13 protein-coding genes and 2 tRNA genes are annotated in these 18,999 nt (G+C 60.2%); 1 reads left to right on the forward strand and 14 read right to left on the reverse strand.

Translation table 11 applies throughout. The features are described 5' to 3' along the window. Window positions 1-52: 52 nt before the first annotated feature. The 3 genes from fusA to rpsL all read right to left on the reverse strand — a co-directional run bounded on the left by fusA (window position 53) and on the right by rpsL (window position 3,106). Window positions 53-2,152, reverse strand: coding sequence for an elongation factor G (gene fusA / locus ACZ9EJ_RS10595; RefSeq protein WP_037088445.1), 2,100 nt, complete (start codon window positions 2,150-2,152; stop codon window positions 53-55). Between the two features lie 33 nt (window positions 2,153-2,185). After that, entirely contained in the window at window positions 2,186-2,656 is a 471-nt protein-coding gene (gene rpsG / locus ACZ9EJ_RS10600) for a 30S ribosomal protein S7 (protein WP_007755828.1), read from the reverse strand. 78 nt (window positions 2,657-2,734) lie between these two features. Continuing rightward, on the reverse strand, window positions 2,735-3,106 hold the full coding sequence (rpsL, locus tag ACZ9EJ_RS10605; protein ID WP_003547537.1) for a 30S ribosomal protein S12: 372 nt from the start codon (window positions 3,104-3,106) through the stop codon (window positions 2,735-2,737). A gap of 484 nt (window positions 3,107-3,590) precedes the next feature. Here rpsL and ACZ9EJ_RS10610 point away from each other — a divergent pair, with 484 nt between their 5' ends. Then, entirely contained in the window at window positions 3,591-3,884 is a 294-nt protein-coding gene (locus ACZ9EJ_RS10610) for a hypothetical protein (RefSeq protein ID WP_046635345.1), read from the forward strand. 302 nt (window positions 3,885-4,186) lie between these two features. Here ACZ9EJ_RS10610 and rpoC read toward each other — a convergent pair whose 3' ends face one another. From rpoC to ACZ9EJ_RS10665, 11 genes are all read right to left on the reverse strand, one after another. After that, window positions 4,187-8,398, reverse strand: a complete 4,212-nt coding sequence (rpoC, locus tag ACZ9EJ_RS10615) for a DNA-directed RNA polymerase subunit beta' (RefSeq protein ID WP_046642493.1) — start codon at window positions 8,396-8,398, stop codon at window positions 4,187-4,189. Between the two features lie 185 nt (window positions 8,399-8,583). Next, the gene (gene rpoB, locus ACZ9EJ_RS10620) at window positions 8,584-12,720 is read right to left on the reverse strand and encodes a DNA-directed RNA polymerase subunit beta (RefSeq protein WP_046642492.1); all 4,137 of its coding nucleotides are present in this window, start codon (window positions 12,718-12,720) and stop codon (window positions 8,584-8,586) included. A gap of 248 nt (window positions 12,721-12,968) precedes the next feature. Next, a complete protein-coding gene (gene rplL / locus ACZ9EJ_RS10625) occupies window positions 12,969-13,346 on the reverse strand; it encodes a 50S ribosomal protein L7/L12 (protein ID WP_024164302.1) in 378 nt (125 codons plus the stop codon). A gap of 60 nt (window positions 13,347-13,406) precedes the next feature. Further along, a complete protein-coding gene (rplJ, locus tag ACZ9EJ_RS10630; protein ID WP_245363563.1) occupies window positions 13,407-13,964 on the reverse strand; it encodes a 50S ribosomal protein L10 in 558 nt (185 codons plus the stop codon). 310 nt (window positions 13,965-14,274) lie between these two features. Next, window positions 14,275-14,970: a 50S ribosomal protein L1 gene (gene rplA, locus ACZ9EJ_RS10635; RefSeq protein ID WP_046635348.1), complete on the reverse strand. Its 696-nt coding sequence runs from the start codon at window positions 14,968-14,970 to the stop codon at window positions 14,275-14,277. Between the two features lies 1 nt (window position 14,971). Then, a complete protein-coding gene (gene rplK, locus ACZ9EJ_RS10640) occupies window positions 14,972-15,403 on the reverse strand; it encodes a 50S ribosomal protein L11 (protein WP_046635350.1) in 432 nt (143 codons plus the stop codon). Between the two features lie 177 nt (window positions 15,404-15,580). Further along, window positions 15,581-16,111, reverse strand: coding sequence for a transcription termination/antitermination protein NusG (gene nusG / locus ACZ9EJ_RS10645; protein WP_046642491.1), 531 nt, complete (start codon window positions 16,109-16,111; stop codon window positions 15,581-15,583). 16 nt (window positions 16,112-16,127) lie between these two features. Further along, window positions 16,128-16,328 (reverse strand): preprotein translocase subunit SecE, encoded by a 201-nt coding sequence (gene secE, locus ACZ9EJ_RS10650; protein WP_037088459.1) that lies wholly within the window; start codon window positions 16,326-16,328, stop codon window positions 16,128-16,130. A 197-nt stretch (window positions 16,329-16,525) separates the two neighbouring features. Further along, a tRNA-Trp gene (locus ACZ9EJ_RS10655) sits at window positions 16,526-16,601 on the reverse strand. Between the two features lie 702 nt (window positions 16,602-17,303). Beyond that, on the reverse strand, window positions 17,304-18,479 hold the full coding sequence (tuf, locus tag ACZ9EJ_RS10660; RefSeq protein WP_037088622.1) for an elongation factor Tu: 1,176 nt from the start codon (window positions 18,477-18,479) through the stop codon (window positions 17,304-17,306). A 430-nt stretch (window positions 18,480-18,909) separates the two neighbouring features. Then, window positions 18,910-18,983 (reverse strand) — tRNA-Gly (locus ACZ9EJ_RS10665). Window positions 18,984-18,999: the final 16 nt, after the last annotated feature.

The raw sequence follows: 18,999 nt of genomic DNA on the forward strand, positions 1-18,999 counted from the left end.
TTCTTATCCCCGTCAGGGGTTATTCTCTAATTGATTGGGCGGGTTACCCCGGTCACTTCTGACCGGAGTACTTTGCCTGGATTTCGTTTGCGACGTTGGTCGGAACCGGTGCGTAGTGATCGAAGGTCATCGAATACTGCGCGCGGCCTTGGGACATGGAGCGCAGGTTGTCGACGTACTTGAACATGTTCGCGAGCGGCACGTGGGCGTTGATCACGACGGCAATGCCGCGCGATTCCTGGCCCTGGATCTGGCCGCGACGGGAGTTCAGGTCGCCGATGACGTCACCGACATAATCTTCCGGCGTGACGACTTCGACCTTCATCATCGGCTCGAGGAGCTGGGCACCGGCCTTCTTGGCTGCTTCACGGAAGCAGGCGCGGGAGGCGATTTCGAATGCCAGAACCGACGAGTCGACGTCGTGGAAGGCGCCGTCGATGAGGGTCGCCTTGACGCCCAGCATCGGGAAGCCAGCCAGCGGACCGGAAGACAGAACGCTTTCGATGCCCTTCTGGACGCCCGGGATGTATTCCTTCGGAACAGCACCGCCGACGATCTTGGATTCGAACTTGAAGTCGTCGCCATCCGGGTTCGGTTCGAAGACGATCTTGACGCGCGCGAACTGGCCGGTACCACCGGACTGCTTCTTGTGCGTGTAGTCTTCTTCGTGCTTGCGCGTGATGGTTTCACGGTAAGCAACCTGCGGCGCACCGACGGTGGCTTCGACCTTGAACTCGCGACGCATGCGGTCGACGAGAATGTCGAGGTGAAGTTCACCCATGCCGGCGATGATCGTCTGGCCGGATTCCTCGTCGGTCTTGACGCGGAAGGACGGGTCTTCGGCAGCCAGGCGGTTGAGCGCGAGGCCCATCTTTTCCTGGTCGCCCTTGGACTTCGGCTCGATGGCGATCTGGATGACCGGCTCGGGGAATTCCATGCGCTCGAGGATGACCGGCTTCAGCGGATCGCAGAGCGTGTCGCCCGTGGTGGTTTCCTTGAGGCCTGCGAGAGCGACGATGTCGCCAGCGAAGGCTTCTTCGATGTCTTCACGGGAGTTCGAGTGCATCTGCAGCATACGGCCGACGCGCTCGCGCTTTTCCTTGACCGTGTTCAACAGAGCGGCGCCCTTTTCGAGCTTGCCCGAGTAGATACGGCAGAAGGTGAGCGAACCGACGAAGGGGTCGTTCATGATCTTGAAAGCGAGCATCGAGAGAGGCTCGTTGTCATCGGCATGACGGTCGATTTCGGCTTCGGTCTTGACGTCGATGCCCTTGATCGCCGGAATGTCTGCCGGGGACGGCAGGAATTCGACAACGGCGTCGAGGAGCGGCTGAACACCCTTGTTCTTGAAGGCGGAACCGCAGAACATCGGGAAGAACTTGACGTCGATGGTGCCGCGACGGATGAGCGCACGGATCTTATCGTTGTCCGGCATGACGCCGTTCAGATAGTTTTCCATGGCTTCTTCGTCGATGTCGACGATGGTCTCGATCATCTTTTCGCGGAACTCTTCAGCGCGTTCCTTGAGGTCTTCCGGGATTTCGACGACGTCCCACTGGGCGCCGAGCGACTCGTCGCGCCAGACGAGAGCGTTCATCTCGATCAGATCGACGATACCCTTGAACTCGGTTTCAGCGCCGATCGGCAACTGGCAGACAACCGCAGTCGCGCCGAGGCGCGTCTTGATCATCTCGACCGAGCGATAGAAATCGGCGCCGGTCTTGTCCATCTTGTTGCAGAAGATCAGGCGCGGAACGTTGTACTTGTCGGCCTGGCGCCAGACGGTTTCCGTCTGCGGCTCAACGCCGGCATTGGCGTCGAGAAGAGCGACAGCACCGTCGAGCACGCGCAGCGAACGTTCGACTTCGATGGTGAAGTCGACGTGGCCGGGGGTGTCGATGATGTTGAAGCGGCGCATCTTGCCGTCGCGACCCTTCCAGAAGGTCGTGGTCGCAGCGGAGGTGATCGTGATGCCACGCTCCTGCTCCTGCTCCATCCAGTCCATCGTGGCTGCGCCGTCGTGAACTTCGCCGATCTTGTGCGACTTGCCGGTGTAATAAAGGATACGCTCGGTGGTCGTGGTCTTGCCGGCGTCGATATGCGCCATGATACCGAAATTGCGGTAGTCTTCGATTTTATATTCGCGAGCCATAGGACTGCCTTTCGAAATTCGATCGGGTGAAGATTACCAACGGTAATGCGAGAATGCGCGGTTGGCGTCGGCCATCTTGTGCGTGTCTTCACGCTTCTTGACGGCACTGCCACGGTTGTTTGCAGCATCCATAAGTTCACCGGAAAGGCGATCGACCATCGTCGTTTCGTTGCGCTTGCGGGCAGCAGCGATCACCCAACGGATCGCGAGGGCCTGACGGCGCTCGGGACGAACGTCGACCGGAACCTGGTAGGTCGCACCACCAACGCGGCGCGAACGAACTTCGACATGCGGCGCGACATTGTCGAGCGCCGAATGGAAGATACCCAGCGGGTCGGCCTTGGCCTTGCCCTGCACGACGTCGAACGCGCCGTAAACGATGTTTTCAGCTACGGACTTCTTGCCGTGGAGCATGATCGCATTCATGAACTTCGTGACGACCAGATCGCCGAACTTCGGGTCCGGATTGATCTCACGCTTCTCTGCACTATGGCGTCGGGACATACTTCTCGTCTCTCAATTGTTGCGGGCGCTTTACCACGCGGAGAACCTCGCGCAGCGCCGGATAATCAGAATGCCGAATTACTTCGGACGCTTCGCACCGTACTTGGAACGGCGCTGCTTGCGGTTCTTGACGCCCTGGGTGTCGAGAACGCCGCGGATGATGTGGTAACGAACGCCCGGCAAGTCCTTGACGCGGCCGCCGCGGATCATCACGACGGAGTGTTCCTGCAGGTTGTGGCCTTCACCCGGGATATAGCCGATGACTTCGAAGCCGTTGGTCAGGCGGATCTTGGCAACCTTACGCAGAGCCGAGTTCGGCTTCTTCGGGGTCGTCGTGTAAACGCGGGTGCAAACGCCGCGCTTCTGGGGGTTTTCCTGCAGAGCAGGAACCTTGTTACGCTTTACGTTCGCCTGGCGAGGCTTGCGGATCAGCTGGTTTACGGTAGGCATTCAACCATCCCTTACGTTTTTCTCAGTACCCTTTCGGGCCGATCTGATGCCGTTTCCGGCGGCGGCACACACATTTCCTCATGCGCAAAACGTGGCCCGATCCGCTTTTCGGATGGACCACAGAAAGCAGAGGACGCATTCCTCATGCGTCGTGCGTGCAGCATTCGTGTCTTCAACGTGCGTATGGAACCGTGTCTGAGGCGTACTCCGGAACGAGTCGTTCCGAACGGGCAAGCCTCACATCGCTTCCGATGCGGGGCGTTTACTGTTTTCCCCCCTGCCCGTCAAGACCAAATCCTAAATTATTGCCCCAAACCCTTGGTTTCGGGGCCAAACGGAGGGTTTGGAGACGGGCTTTGGAGAAATATGAGATGCCCTCGCGGATAATGTTTGGGAATCGCCGCTGATCGCACTAAAGAGTGCGGGAACCTTCCGTTCCGCCTCGTCTTCGGACGATACCAGGGAATCGCTTGCGGAGATGACCATGATCGCCACACCCGACAATGACAACAACCTCGACGGGCCGATGGTCTTCATCATCATCGGCAAGGGTTATGAGACGAAAGGCGCCGAAGGTATCGAGCTGCATATCATGCTGCGCGCGCCGGACGACGATTCCGCGGTGCGCGAGGCGCTCAACGCCCTTTCGGAAGAAGGCTTCATCGAGGCCGACCTCGACCAGATCGGCGTCCTGACCGACGAACCCACCGAGGAACCGCATGCCTCGGCCTACCAGGGCGCGCTCGAAGGCGAAGTGGCGATCATCCGGTTCGAGTAGTCTCGATCTTCGAAGAGGCCTGACCGCCCTCACCTCTTCCCGCCGGCGCCTGCAAGAGTGCCGGCCTTTCCGCTCAGCGGCTTTCTCTTCCGACCTCACAAGCGGTGACTTGCCTCCCTAGCCAGCGTATTCACGGCGGAGCTGCCGTGGCGCGCGCTGCCCCTGAGCAATTCACCAAAACATGCCTCAGCCGCCGAGCAGTCTCGGCGGCTTTTTGATGTCCCGTCCCCCCGCCGCGTAGAATGAAAAAAACCGCCCGGATCGCTCCGGGCGGTTTTCGATATTCAATCCCAGCAGCCGGATTATTCGGCGGCCGGAGCCTTTTCGCCGGCGAGGTCCTGAAGCATCGGGGTGGCGGACGAGGCGCCCGAACCCTTCTTGCGTTCTTCCAGGATGAGCTCGTCGCGCGAAGTGGCGATGCGGCGGATCTGGGTCATGGTGCCGCCGGTACCGGCCGGGATGAGACGACCGACGATGACGTTTTCCTTGAGGCCCTGCAGCGTGTCCGTCTTGCCGGCGATCGCGGCTTCCGTCAGCACCTTGGTCGTTTCCTGGAAGGAAGCGGCCGAGATGAAGGACGGGGTCTGCAGCGACGCCTTGGTGATGCCGAGCAGAACCGGTTCGCCGTAAGCGGGCTTCTTGCCTTCTTCGACGAGACGCTCGTTGGCTTCGTCCAGTTCGATCCGGTCGACATTGTCACCGACGATATACTGGCTGTCGCCGGCATCGGTGATCTCGACCTTCTGCAGCATCTGACGGACAATCACCTCGATGTGCTTGTCGTTGATGACAACGCCCTGCAGGCGGTAGACTTCCTGGATTTCGTTGACGAGGTAGGAAGCGAGTGCTTCCACGCCTTTGATCGCCAGGATGTCGTGCGGCGCAGGATTGCCGTCGAGGATGTAGTCGCCCTTTTCGATGTAGTCGCCTTCCTGAAGATGGAAGGGCTTGCCCTTCGGGATCAGGTATTCGACAGGTTCGACACCGTCTTCCGCCGGCTCGATCATGACGCGACGCTTGTTCTTGTAGTCGCGGCCGAGGCGGATCGTACCATCGATCTCAGCGATGATGGCGTGATCCTTCGGACGACGGGCTTCGAAGAGTTCGGCGACGCGCGGCAGACCACCGGTGATGTCCTTGGTCTTGGCGCTTTCCAGCGGCACGCGGGCGAGAACGTCGCCCTGGCTGACCTTCTGACCCGGCTCGACCGACAGGATGGCGTCGACCGACAGGTTGAAGCGGGCTTCGCCGCCGCGGGACAGCTTCATGATGCTGCCCGAAGCGTCCTTGATGACGATCGCCGGCTTCAGGTCGACGCCGCGCGGCGTCGAACGCCAGTCGATGACCTGACGCTTGGTGATGCCGGTGGATTCATCGGTGGATTCCGAAACCGAGATCGAGTCGACCACGTCTTCGAACTGAACCGTACCTTCCACTTCCGTCATCATCGGGCGTGTGTAGGGATCCCACTCTGCCAGACGCTGACCGCGACGAACCTTGTCGCCATCATCCACGAACAGCTTCGAACCGTAGGCGACGCGCTGCGAGGAACGCTCGACGCCGCGCTCGTCAAGGATGGTGACCGCCATGTTGCGGCCCATCGCGACGAGAACGCCTTCGGAGTTCCGCAGCATGTTGCGGTTCTTGATCTGGATCGTGCCTTCGTACGACGCTTCCAGGAACGACTGGTCGACCACGTTTGCCGTACCGCCCAAGTGGAAGGTACGCATGGTGAGCTGGGTTCCCGGCTCGCCGATCGACTGCGCCGCGATGACGCCGACGGCTTCGCCCATGTTGACCGGAGTACCACGGGCCAGATCTCGGCCGTAGCAGACCGAGCAGACGCCCGTCTGAACTTCGCAGGTCAGTGCCGAACGGATGCGGATCGACTGGATACCAGCCTTTTCGATCTCGATGACATCCGGCTCGAGGATCATCTTGCCGGCATCGACGATGCGCTCACCCGTGACCGGATGATCGATATCGTCGAGTGCGGTACGGCCAAGGACACGAGCGCCGATGGAAGCCACGACCTGGCCGGCGTCAACGATCGCCGTCATGGTGAGGCCGCTCTCGGTGCCGCAATCGACGAGGTTGACGATGCAGTCCTGCGCCACGTCGACGAGACGGCGGGTCAGGTAACCGGAGTTCGCGGTCTTCAAGGCGGTGTCTGCGAGACCCTTACGGGCACCGTGGGTCGAGTTGAAGTACTCGTTAACGGTCAGGCCTTCCTTGAAGTTCGAGATGATCGGCGTTTCGATGATCTCGCCCGACGGCTTGGCCATGAGGCCACGCATGCCGCCCAGCTGGCGCATCTGGTTCGGAGAACCGCGGGCACCCGAGTGCGACATCATGTAGATGGCGTTCATCTGCTTCTGGCGACCGGTTTCCGGATCGAACTCGACGGCCTTAATGCGGGCCATCATGTCTTCCGCAACCTTCTCGGTGGCCTTGCCCCAGGCGTCGACGACCTTGTTGTACTTCTCGCCCTGAGTGATCAGGCCGTCGTTGTACTGCTGCTCGTATTCCTTCACCAGGGTTTCGGTGTCACCGACGATCTTGGCCTTGGTTTCCGGAATGATCATGTCGTCCTTGCCGAACGAAATGCCGGCCTTGCACGCATGCGTGAAGCCGAGCTGCATGATGCGGTCGCAGAAGATCACCGTGTCCTTCTGACCGCAGTGACGGTAGACCGTGTCGATCATCTTAGAGATGTTCTTCTTGGTCATTTCCTGGTTGCAGGTCTCGAACGGCACGTTGACGTTCTTCGGCAGAAGTTCGCCGATGATCATGCGGCCGGGGGTCGTCTCATAGATCTTGGAAACCGGCTTGCCTTCGGCGTCCACGGTCTTGAAGCGGCCGCGGATCTTGGCATGCAGGGTAACGATCTTGTTTTCCAGAGCGTGGTGCAATTCGCCCATGTCGGAGAAGGCCATGCCTTCGCCCGGCTCGTTCTGGTTCATGATCGCCAGATAGTAGAGACCGAGAACCATGTCCTGCGACGGAACGATGATCGGTGCACCGTTTGCCGGATGCAGGATGTTGTTCGTCGACATCATCAGCACGCGGGCTTCGAGCTGGGCTTCGAGCGACAGCGGCACGTGAACGGCCATCTGGTCGCCGTCGAAGTCGGCGTTGAAGGCCGTGCAGACGAGCGGATGCAGCTGGATAGCCTTGCCTTCGACCAGGATCGGTTCGAAGGCCTGGATGCCCAGGCGGTGCAGCGTCGGCGCACGGTTCAGGAGAACCGGATGCTCGCGGATGACCTCGTCGAGGATATCCCAGACTTCCGGCTTTTCCTTTTCAACCAGCTTCTTGGCCTGCTTGACGGTCGAGGAGTAACCCTTGGCGTCGAGGCGGGCGTAGATGAACGGCTTAAACAGTTCGAGCGCCATCTTCTTCGGCAGGCCGCACTGGTGCAGCTTCAGTTCCGGACCGGTCACGATGACCGAACGGCCGGAATAGTCGACGCGCTTGCCGAGAAGGTTCTGGCGGAAGCGGCCCTGCTTGCCCTTGAGCATGTCGGACAGCGACTTCAGCGGGCGCTTGTTGGCGCCGGTGATGACGCGGCCACGACGGCCGTTGTCGAACAGCGCGTCCACAGATTCCTGCAGCATGCGCTTTTCGTTGCGGATGATGATGCCCGGAGCGCGCAGTTCGATCAGGCGCTTCAGACGGTTGTTACGGTTGATGACGCGACGATAGAGATCGTTCAGGTCGGAGGTCGCGAAGCGGCCGCCATCAAGCGGAACCAGCGGGCGCAGGTCCGGCGGGATGACCGGGACGACCTTCATGATCATCCATTCCGGGCGGTTGCCCGATTCCATGAAGTTCTCGACGATCTTCAGGCGCTTCATCAGCTTCTTCTGCTTCAGATCCGACGTGGTGTCGGCAAGTTCCGAACGCAGGTCGCCGGCGATCTTTTCGAGATTCATCGAGGCCAGCATCTCGTAGATGGCCTCGGCGCCGATCATCGCCGTGAACTGATCTTCGCCGAACTCGTCGACGGCGATCATGTATTCTTCTTCGGAAAGAAGCTGGTTTTCCTTGAGCGAGGTGAGGCCCGGCTCAGTGACGATGTAGTTCTCGAAATAGAGAACGCGCTCGACATCCTTCAACGTCATGTCGAGAAGGGTCGAGATGCGCGACGGAAGCGACTTCAGGAACCAGATATGGGCGACGGGAGCAGCGAGCTCGATATGGCCCATGCGCTCACGGCGAACGCGCGACAGCGTGACTTCGACGCCGCACTTTTCGCAGATGATGCCCTTGTACTTCATGCGCTTGTACTTGCCGCACAGGCACTCGTAGTCCTTGATCGGCCCGAAGATGCGGGCGCAGAAAAGGCCGTCGCGTTCCGGCTTGAAAGTACGGTAGTTGATGGTCTCCGGCTTTTTGATCTCGCCGTAGGACCAGGAGAGAATCTTCTCCGGAGACGCGATCGAGATACGGATCGAGTCGAAGTGCTGTGCAGGCACCTGCGGATTGAAAAGATTCATGACCTCTTGGTTCATGCCTATCTCCTTTAGGGGCGGAAGCCCTCGGCTTGCGATCGCAACAGTCCAAATTCCCGGGACGGACCGTCCGATGCATTAAAACGGTATTAGCCGCGAAATGCGGCGAAAGTTTCCCTATCCTGCCGGCGGATACCGGCGGAGGGAGCAGCGCGCGCCTTCAATCGGCGCGCGCCTCGTTATGATCATTCGGCTGCGTCGGGCAGCTGGCCGGCGTTCACGTCTTCGATCTTCGAGTTCTCGAGCTCGACGGACAGGCCGAGAGAGCGCATTTCCTTGACGAGAACGTTGAAGCTCTCCGGAATGCCTGCCTCGAACGTGTCGTCGCCGCGCACGATCGCTTCGTAGACCTTGGTACGGCCGGCCACGTCGTCCGACTTCACGGTCAGCATTTCCTGCAGCGTGTAGGCCGCGCCGTAGGCTTCGAGCGCCCAGACTTCCATTTCGCCGAAGCGCTGGCCGCCGAACTGCGCCTTGCCACCGAGCGGCTGCTGGGTAACCAGCGAGTACGGACCGATCGAACGCGCGTGGATCTTGTCGTCCACGAGATGGTTCAGCTTGATCATGTACATGTAGCCGACAGTCACCTTGCGGTCGAACTGCTCACCGGTACGGCCGTCATAGAGGACCGACTGACCGGACGGATCGAGGCCCGCCTTGGTCAGCATCGCTGCGACGTCAGGCTCATGCGCACCGTCGAAGACCGGCGTTGCGATCGAAAGGCCACGCTTGGACTGCTCGGCCAGACGAACGAGGGAGTCGTCGTCGAAGCTGGCAACTTCGGCGTTTGCCTCACTCTGATAGGCTTCCGTCAGCTCTTTCTTCAAGTCGGTGATATCGTTCGACTTGCGGTACTCTTCGAGCATCGCCCCGATACGCTTGCCCATGCCGGCGCAAGCCCAGGCCAGGTGCGTCTCGAGGATCTGACCGACGTTCATGCGCGAAGGCACGCCGAGCGGGTTCAGAACGATATCGACATGCGTGCCGTCTTCGAGGAACGGCATGTCCTCGACCGGAACGATGCGCGACACGACGCCCTTGTTGCCGTGACGGCCGGCCATCTTGTCGCCCGGCTGGATCTTGCGCTTCACAGCGACGAAGACCTTGACCATCTTCATGACGCCCGGAGGCATTTCGTCGCCGCGCTGGACCTTCTCGACCTTGTCCATGAAGCGCTGTTCAAGGCGCGACTTGGATTCGTCGTACTGGCCGCGGAGCGCTTCGATTTCGCCCTGCACCTTTTCGTCCTCGACTGCGAACATCCACCACTGCGAGCGGGGATATTCGGAGATGACGGCGTTGGTGAGCTCGATGCCCTTCTTGAAGCCCTTCGGACCGGCAACCGACATCTGACCGCGCAGCATGTCCGTCAGACGGCCATAGACGTTGCGGTCGAGAATTGCCTGTTCGTCGTCGCGGTCCTTGGCGAGGCGTTCGATTTCCTCACGCTCGATCGCCATGGCGCGTTCGTCCTTCTCCACGCCGTGACGGTTGAAGACGCGGACTTCGACGACCGTGCCGAACGTGCCCGGAGGCATGCGCATCGAGGTGTCGCGAACGTCGGAGGCCTTTTCACCGAAGATGGCGCGCAGAAGCTTTTCTTCCGGCGTCATCGGGCTTTCGCCCTTCGGAGTGATCTTGCCGACGAGGATGTCGCCCGGCTGGACTTCGGCGCCGATGTAGACGATGCCGGCTTCGTCGAGGTTCTTCAGCGCTTCTTCCGAAACGTTCGGAATGTCGCGGGTGATTTCTTCAGGACCAAGCTTGGTGTCACGCGCCATCACTTCGAATTCCTCGATGTGGATGGAGGTGAACACGTCGTCCGACACGATGCGCTCGGAGAGCAGGATCGAGTCTTCGTAGTTGTAGCCGTTCCAGGGCATGAACGCGACGAGCGCGTTGCGGCCGAGCGCCAAGTCACCAAGGTCCGTCGACGGACCGTCGGCGATGATGTCGCCCTTGTTCAGGATGTCACCGACGGCGACCAGCGGGCGCTGGTTGACGCAGGTGTTCTGGTTCGAACGCTGGAACTTCTGCAGACGATAGATATCGACGCCAGACTTCGACGGATCGAGGTCTTCGGTGGCGCGGATAACGATACGGGTCGCGTCGACCTGGTCGACCACGCCGCCACGGCGGGCAGCGATCGCAGCACCGGAGTCGCGGGCGACGACCGGCTCCATGCCGGTGCCGACGAACGGAGCTTCAGCACGCACCAGCGGCACGGCCTGACGCTGCATGTTCGAGCCCATGAGAGCGCGGTTGGCGTCGTCGTTTTCCAGGAACGGGATCAGAGCGGCCGCGACCGAGACGAGCTGCTTCGGCGAGACGTCCATCAGGTTGATGGTGTCGCGCGGGGACAGCATGACTTCGCCGGCATGACGGCAGACGACGAACTCTTCAAGGAACGAACCGTTCTTGTCGAGCGGAGCGTTCGCCTGTGCGACGTAATACTTGGCCTCTTCCATGGCGGAGAGGTAAAGCACTTCCTTCGTCACCACACCGTCGATGATCTTGCGGTACGGGCTTTCGATGAAGCCGTACTTGTTGACGCGGGCAAAGGTCGCAAGCGAGTTGATCAGACCGATGTTCGGGCCTTCCGGCGTCTCGATCGGGCAAATGCGGCCATAGTGGGTCGGATGAACGTCGCGGACTTCGAAGCCGGCGCGCTCGCGGGTCAGACCACCCGGACCAAGTGCCGAAAGACGGCGCTTGTGGGTGATTTCCGAAAGCGGGTTCACCTGGTCCATGAACTGCGACAGCTGCGAGGAGCCGAAGAATTCGCGAACCGCAGCAGCTGCCGGCTTCGCGTTGATCAGGTCCTGCGGCATGACGGTGTCGATTTCGATCGACGACATGCGTTCCTTGATGGCGCGCTCCATGCGGAGCAGGCCGAGGCGATACTGATTTTCCATCAGTTCGCCGACGGAACGGACGCGGCGGTTGCCGAGGTTGTCGATGTCGTCGATTTCGCCCTTGCCGTCGCGCAGTTCGACCAGCATCCGGACCACGGCCAGGATGTCGTCCTTGCGCAGCGTGCGGACGGTGTCTGCGACTTCAAGGTCGAGACGCATGTTCATCTTGACGCGGCCGACGGCGGAGAGGTCGTAACGCTCCGCATCGAAGAACAGCGAGTTGAACATGGCTTCGGCCGATTCCATGGTCGGCGGTTCACCCGGGCGCATGACGCGGTAGATGTCGAACAGAGCGTCCTGACGGTTCTCGTTCTTGTCGGCGGCAAGCGTGTTGCGGATATAGGCGCCGACATTGATATGGTCGATGCCGAGAACCGGGATCTCGTCGAAACCGGCGCTCAGGATGATCGGCAGGGTCTTTTCGTCGATTTCGTCGCCGGCTTCGAGGTAGATCTCGCCGGTTGCCGCGTTGACGATGTCTTCGGCAAGGTAGTTGCCGTAGATGTCGTCATTGGTCGCCTTCAGGGCCTTGAGGCCCTTGTCCGTCAGCTGACGGAGAAGACGCGGGGTGAGCTTCTTGCCGGATTCGACAACCACTTCGCCGGTATCGGCGTCGATCATGTCGGAAAGGGTCTTCGCACCCTTCAGGGTTTCCGGCTGGAACGGAATCCGCCAGCCTTCGCCGTCGCGCTGGTAGGACGACTTCGTATAGAAGGTCGACAGGATTTCTTCGCCGTCCATGCCAAGCGCCATCAGCAGCGAGGTCACGGGGATCTTACGGCGGCGGTCGATACGGGCGTAAACGATATCCTTGGCGTCGAATTCGATGTCGAGCCAGGAACCGCGATACGGAATGACGCGGGCTGCGAAGAGCAGCTTGCCGGAAGAGTGGCTCTTGCCCTTGTCGTGGTCGAAGAAGACGCCCGGCGAACGGTGCATCTGGGACACGATCACGCGTTCGGTGCCGTTCACGATGAACGTACCGTTGTCGGTCATGAGCGGCATGTCGCCCATGTAGACGGACTGTTCCTTGATGTCCTTGATCGACTTGGCGCCCGTATCCTCGTCGATATCGAACACGATGAGACGCAGCGTCACCTTCAGCGGCGCTGCATAGGTCAGATCGCGCTGACGGCATTCTTCCACGTCGAACTTCGGCAGTTCGAATTCGTAGGACACGAATTCGAGCATGGAGGCGCCGGAAAAATCGGTGATCGGGAAGACCGACCGGAAGACAGCGTTCAGACCTTCGTCCGGACGACCGCCCTTCGGTTCATCGACCATCAGGAACTGGTCATAGGATGCCTTCTGAACCTCGATGAGGTTCGGCATCTCTGTGACTTCGGGGATTTTTCCAAAAAACTTGCGTACGCGCCTGCGACCATTAAAGGAAAGGGTCTGAGCCATCGTCGCTCCTTCAAAATTGCATCCGGGCCTGCAACGGACGGGGTTCGCTGGCCAGTCGATCCCGTCGATCAATGGGTATTCTCAATCTCGTCCCACCTCTCGAACACGCCAGGCCGGATTGCCTTTTCTGTTCGATTCGGGACCATCCTCTTGAGAACCCATTACCCAGGAACCGTTTTGACGGTTCCTGGGTAATACGTTCGGAGGAAATGGGCGGGAGAGGAGACCTCCCCCGCCGCATTCCGATATTACTTAACGTCGACCTTGGCGCCGGCGTCCTCAAGCTTCTTCTTGAGGTCAGCGGCTTCAGCCTTGTTGACGCCTTCCTTGACAGCCTTCGGAGCGGCTTCAACGAGATCCTTGGCTTCCTTGAGGCCCAGGCCGGTGATGGCGCGGACTTCCTTGATGACGTTGATCTTGTTGGCGCCGGCATCAGCGAGGATGACGTCGAATTCGGTCTTTTCTTCTTCAACAACGGCAGCAGCAGCGCCACCGCCAGCAGCAGCAACAGCTACCGGAGCAGCTGCAGAAACGCCCCACTTCTCTTCGAGCAGCTTGGAAAGCTCAGCAGCTTCCAGAACGGTCAGAGCAGAGAGGTCTTCAACGATCTTTGCGAGATCAGCCATTTTACTAGTTCCTTATATTCGGTTCGAACTTGATTTGGGTATGAACAGCGAAAAACCGCCTTAAGCGGCTTCCTCGTCCTTCTTGGCGTAGGCCGCGAACACGCGGGCAAGCTGGCTTGCCGGTGCTGCAACAACCGTGGCGACGCGGGTAGCCGGGGCATTCAAGAGGCCCAGCAGCTTGCCGCGAAGCTCGTCCAGCGAAGGCAGGGTCGCAAGCGACTTGACCGCATCCGCAGTGAGCGTGGTTGCACCCATGGAACCGCCCAGAACAATGATCTTGTCATTGGTCTTGGCGAAATCCATGACGACCTTCGGAGCCGTTACCGGGTCTTCGCTGAATGCGATCAGCGTCTGACCCTTGAAGAGATTCGACATCCCTTCCGACTCCGTACCCTGAAGAGCGATCTTGGCCAGACGGTTCTTCGCGACTTTGACGGTGCCGCCAGCAGCGCGCATCTTCGAACGAAAATCGTTCATCTGCGCAACTGTGACACCAGCATAGTGGGCCACGACAACCGAACCAGAAGCCTTGAAGACTTCGTTCAGCTCCGTGACAAATTCGCGCTTTTCCGCTCTTTCCACTGTCTGTCTCCAGTTGACGGGACCGCAATCCTGCAGGCCCCATCGGGTTGCCTTTGCCTCAAGGGATCCCTTGATTAGGACCCCAAGCGACGCTTGAGGATCCTGTCCCCTCGCACTGTCGCCACAGGGGCTCCAGGCACAAGGCACACTAGGCTCGAACCGAATTTACGAGGCGCATGGCACCTCAAAAATCTCGGGTCTTACCCGTCTCATGCAGGCATCAAGTGATTAAGGTCGAAACCACCCGCAATCTCGGACAGGAATTCCCAGGTTTCCCTGGGAAATTCCCGGCCCCGAAGGACCGGGAATTCATGCGGTCCGGAACCCGAAGGCTCCGGACAAAACTTTAGATCGTGACCGTCGACGGATCGATCTTGACGCCCGGACCCATGGTCGAGGAGATCGCTACCCGCTTGAGGTAGTTGCCCTTGGCGCCGGCCGGCTTGGCCTTGATGACGGCGTCAGCGAAGGCCTTGATGTTCTCTTCGAGAGCCTTGGCTTCGAAGGAGGCCTTGCCGATACCGGCGTGGATGATGCCAGCCTTTTCGACGCGGAACTCGACAGCGCCGCCCTTGGAGGCCTTGACGGCGCCAGCGACGTCCATGGTGACGGTCCCGACCTTCGGGTTCGGCATCATGCCGCGCGGGCCGAGAACCTTACCGAGACGGCCGACGAGCGGCATCATGTCCGGGGTGGCGATGCAGCGATCGAAGTCGATCTTGCCGCCCTGGACGATTTCGACGAGGTCTTCAGCGCCGACGATGTCCGCGCCGGCAGCCTTGGCTTCGTCAGCCTTGGCGCCGCGTGCGAAAACGGCAACACGAACGTCACGGCCGGTGCCGTTCGGCAGGTTGACCACGCCGCGGACCATCTGGTCTGCGTGACGCGGATCGACGCCGAGGTTCATGGCGATTTCGACGGTTTCGTCGAACTTGGCGACCGCACGCTCCTTGACCATCGAAATGGCGTCGGTGAGCGCTACGAGCTTGGTCGGATCCACGCCTTCGCGGATCTTCTGAATACGCTTTGCAAGCTTTGCCATGTTACGCCACCACTTCCAGGCCCATGGCGCGGGCGGAGCCCTCGATCATGGCCATTGCGCCTTCGAGATCGGCAGCATTCAGATCCTTCATCTTCGCCTGGGCGATGGTCTGGATCTGAGCCTTGGTCAGGGTGCCAGCCTTGGCGCCCTTGCCCGGGGTCTTGGAACCCGAGGTGATCTTCGCTTCCTTCTTCAGCCAGTAGCTGACCGGAGGCTGCTTCATCGCGAAGGTGAAGGACTTGTCCTGGAAATAGGTGATGACGACCGGGATCGGCATGCCCTTTTCCATTTCCTGCGTGGCGGCGTTGAACGCCTTGCAGAATTCCATGATGTTGATGCCGCGCTGACCAAGTGCAGGACCGATCGGCGGGGACGGATTGGCCGACCCTGCCTTTACCTGCAGCTTGAGCTGGCCCATAACTTTCTTAGCCATTACTCTCTGCCTTTCGTTAGAGACCGGTTTCCCGATCCGACATGCCGGCCTTCGCCGGCGGCTGCGGTTGCGTGGTTCGGTCAGGATGCCCGGCTAAGGCACCGTTCCTCCCACGCGCTTGCGGCAAACGCCGCACGAGACCCACCGAACAAACGACAGGCCCCAATTCCAAACGGATCAGACCTTTTCGACCTGAGCGTATTCCAGCTCGACCGGGGTCGCGCGGCCGAAGATCGAAACCTCGACCTTGAGGCGCGAACGCTCCTCGTCAACGTCCTGAACGGTACCGTTGAAGGAAGCGAACGGACCATCCGACACCCGAACCTGCTCGCCGATCTCGAAAGTGATCGACGACTTCGGCCGCTCGACACCTTCCTGGACTTGGCCCAGGATACGCTCGGCCTCGAAGTCCGGGATCGGAACCGGCCTGTTGTCGGAACCGAGAAAGCCGGTGACCTTCGGCGTGTTCTTGATCAGGTGATAGGCTTCGTCGGTCAGGTTGGCCCGAACCATGACGTAACCCGGAAAGAACTTGCGCTCGGAATCGACCTTGCGGCCGCGACGCACTTCAACCACCTTCTCCGTCGGCACCAGGATCTTCTCGAACAGATGCTCAAGCCCCTTCTGGCGAGCCTTGTTCTCGATGTCCTCAGCCACCTTCTTCTCAAAATTGGAATATGCGTGGACGATGTACCAACGCGCCGCCATCTTTATTCTCCAGAAATCAAACGCTGACGTTCAGTACGAGACGGAGCAACCATCCCATGAGCTGGTCTGCAGCGAAGAAAAACAGCGCAGCGAACACAACCATAACCAGAACCATGGCCGTGGAGATCATGGTCTCGCGACGCGACGGCCAATGGATTTTCGACGCTTCGGATCGCACCTGGCGCAGAAACGTAACTGGATTGGTCTTGGATGCCATTGATTGCCCACGCAATTACGGCGCGTAAAGCTGAACTTGCTCAGCCCCACGCACCGCGTGTCTGTTTTGACCTACATAAACACCCCTTCCCCTTTACACAAGAGGGAAAACAGTGTTCGATGAAATTTCGCCGTTTTGCACGGCGACCATTTCCCGACAATTCCGCTGCGGATAATCTCGCGCCAATCATCTGAAAGTGGCAGGGGCGGCCGGGCTTGAACCGACGACCTGCGGTTTTGGAGACCGCCGCTCTACCAACTGAGCTACACCCCTTCAACCTTGGCGGAACACAAACCGGATACTCGGCCTCGCCGCCAACTGGCTAGGCGCTCCCTTTAAGGGGATGCGCTGCGCTTTGCAAGAGCATTTTTGATATCCGTAGCGTTCTACCCGAGCTTTCCTCCGTACCCGTCAGGTGCGTCGGCAGAGCGAACGCCCGGAAGCGCCGTTCCGGCGCGGCCTTCGCCTATTTTCGCCTGGGAGCAGGCCGGAGGAATGGGCCTTCTGGGCCAGGAGCCGTCAGAAAGTTGAGATCGCCGCTCCGCGGAGGCTTCCGAATGATCGACAGAGGCTCCCCGGGAATCGGCCGGCGGACGATTCGCAACGGGAGGCAGTTGATGGCGCCGCGCTTGCACCCGTCGAATTGCCCCCCCCCCGACGGACATTTACGCTTTCTCCGCGACAAGTCACCGGGCGGCGACCTGTCGGTTCGGCGGATGCCTGCCGCCTGCCCCGCCGGAATTCGTCAATGGCACGCTCGGTCTGACGGCGCTTGGCTGAAGCGGACCTGTCATCGCCTGAGGCCCGGCAATCTGCGACCTGCCGGACCGCGGCAAAACGCATTTCCGTTACCGAAGCGAGCTTTTTCCAAGACTGACTCAGGGTGAGCCACGCGACTGCCCCAGGGACAGGACTTAAAAGCGAAAGGCCCCGCCGTTGCCGGCAGGGCCTTTGCTATTTCGATGTGGCTATCGATTACTCGATGATCGAGGCGACGATGCCGGCGCCGACGGTGCGGCCGCCTTCGCGGATCGCGAAGCGCAGCTTTTCTTCCATCGCGATCGGAACGATCAGCTCGACGGCAACCGTGACGTTGTCGCCCGGCATGACCATTTCCGTGCCTTCCGGCAGCGATACGATGCCCGTCACGTCCGTCGTGCGGAAGTAGAACTGCGGACGGTAGTTGGTGAAGAACGGCGTATGACGGCCGCCTTCTTCCTTCGTCAGGATGTAGGCTTCAGCCATGAACTTCTTGTGCGGCTTGACCGAACCCGGCTTGCAGAGAATCTGGCCACGCTCGACGCCGTCACGGTTCACGCCGCGAACGAGAGCACCGATGTTGTCGCCGGCCTGGCCCTGGTCGAGCAGCTTGCGGAACATTTCAACGCCGGTCACCGTCGTCTTCGAGGTCGGGCGGATGCCGACGATCTCGACTTCTTCGCCGACCTTGACGATGCCGCGCTCGACGCGGCCGGTCACGACCGTACCACGACCCGAGATCGAGAACACGTCTTCGATCGGCATCAGGAACGGCATGTTGATCGGACGCTCAGGCGTCGGGATGTAGGCGTCGACGGCGGCCATCAGCTCGCGGATCGAATCCTCGCCGATCTTCTTGTCCGAATCTTCAAGAGCGGCAAGCGCCGAACCCTTGATGATCGGAATGTCGTCGCCCGGGAAGTCGTAGGACGACAGAAGTTCGCGGACTTCCAGTTCGACGAGCTCGAGAAGCTCGGCGTCGTCGACCTGGTCGACCTTGTTGAGGAACACGACGATCGCCGGAACGCCGACCTGACGGGCGAGCAGGATGTGCTCGCGGGTCTGCGGCATCGGGCCGTCGGCTGCCGAGCAGACCAGGATCGCGCCGTCCATCTGGGCAGCACCGGTGATCATGTTCTTGACGTAGTCGGCGTGGCCGGGGCAGTCGACGTGGGCATAATGGCGGGCCGGCGTCTCATATTCGACGTGCGCCGTCGAAATGGTGATGCCGCGAGCCTTCTCTTCAGGAGCCGCGTCGATCTGGTCATAGGCCTTGTACTCGCCGAAGTACTTCGTGATCGCGGCCGTCAGCGACGTCTTGCCATGGTCAACGTGACCGATCGTGCCAATGTTGACGTGCGGCTTGTTGCGCTCAAACTTGCTCTTTGCCATTGAATGCTTCCTGTGAACATAAGGGTGGACCCGGCGACCGGGTTTGGTGTCGCCGTTTAAGGCTTTCCACTAGAATGCGCAAGACATAATTACGACGCGCGCCCGGACAAGGGGAGCAGGCGAAATCGGCCTGAAAATGCCCGGAGGACGGCCGGTTCGGCGCGGGCTCGGTTCAAGATCCGGGCCGTCTGTTACCGCAGGCCTTAGCGAATTGAGAGGCGCCGGAAGCGCAAAAAGCCCCGCGACCGGGCAAAGCCGCAAGGCTGGATGCGCGGCTCAAAACAATATGGGACCCGTGTCTCATTCCATTTGATGGAAGCTTCCGGTCAGAGCATGGCGCAAGCCGCGCGGTCGCCGCCCCCGCCTCGACGGAGACGCGGTAAAGCGTTGGACCGGCTGGCACGCCGTCATTGCAGATCGTTGATGATTTTGGAGCGGGTAGCGGGAATCGAACCCGCGTATTCAGCTTGGAAGGCTGCTGCTCTACCATTGAGCTATACCCGCGGTGTGGTGTCCGATC

The organism is Neorhizobium sp. USDA 3394 (assembly GCF_056280385.1).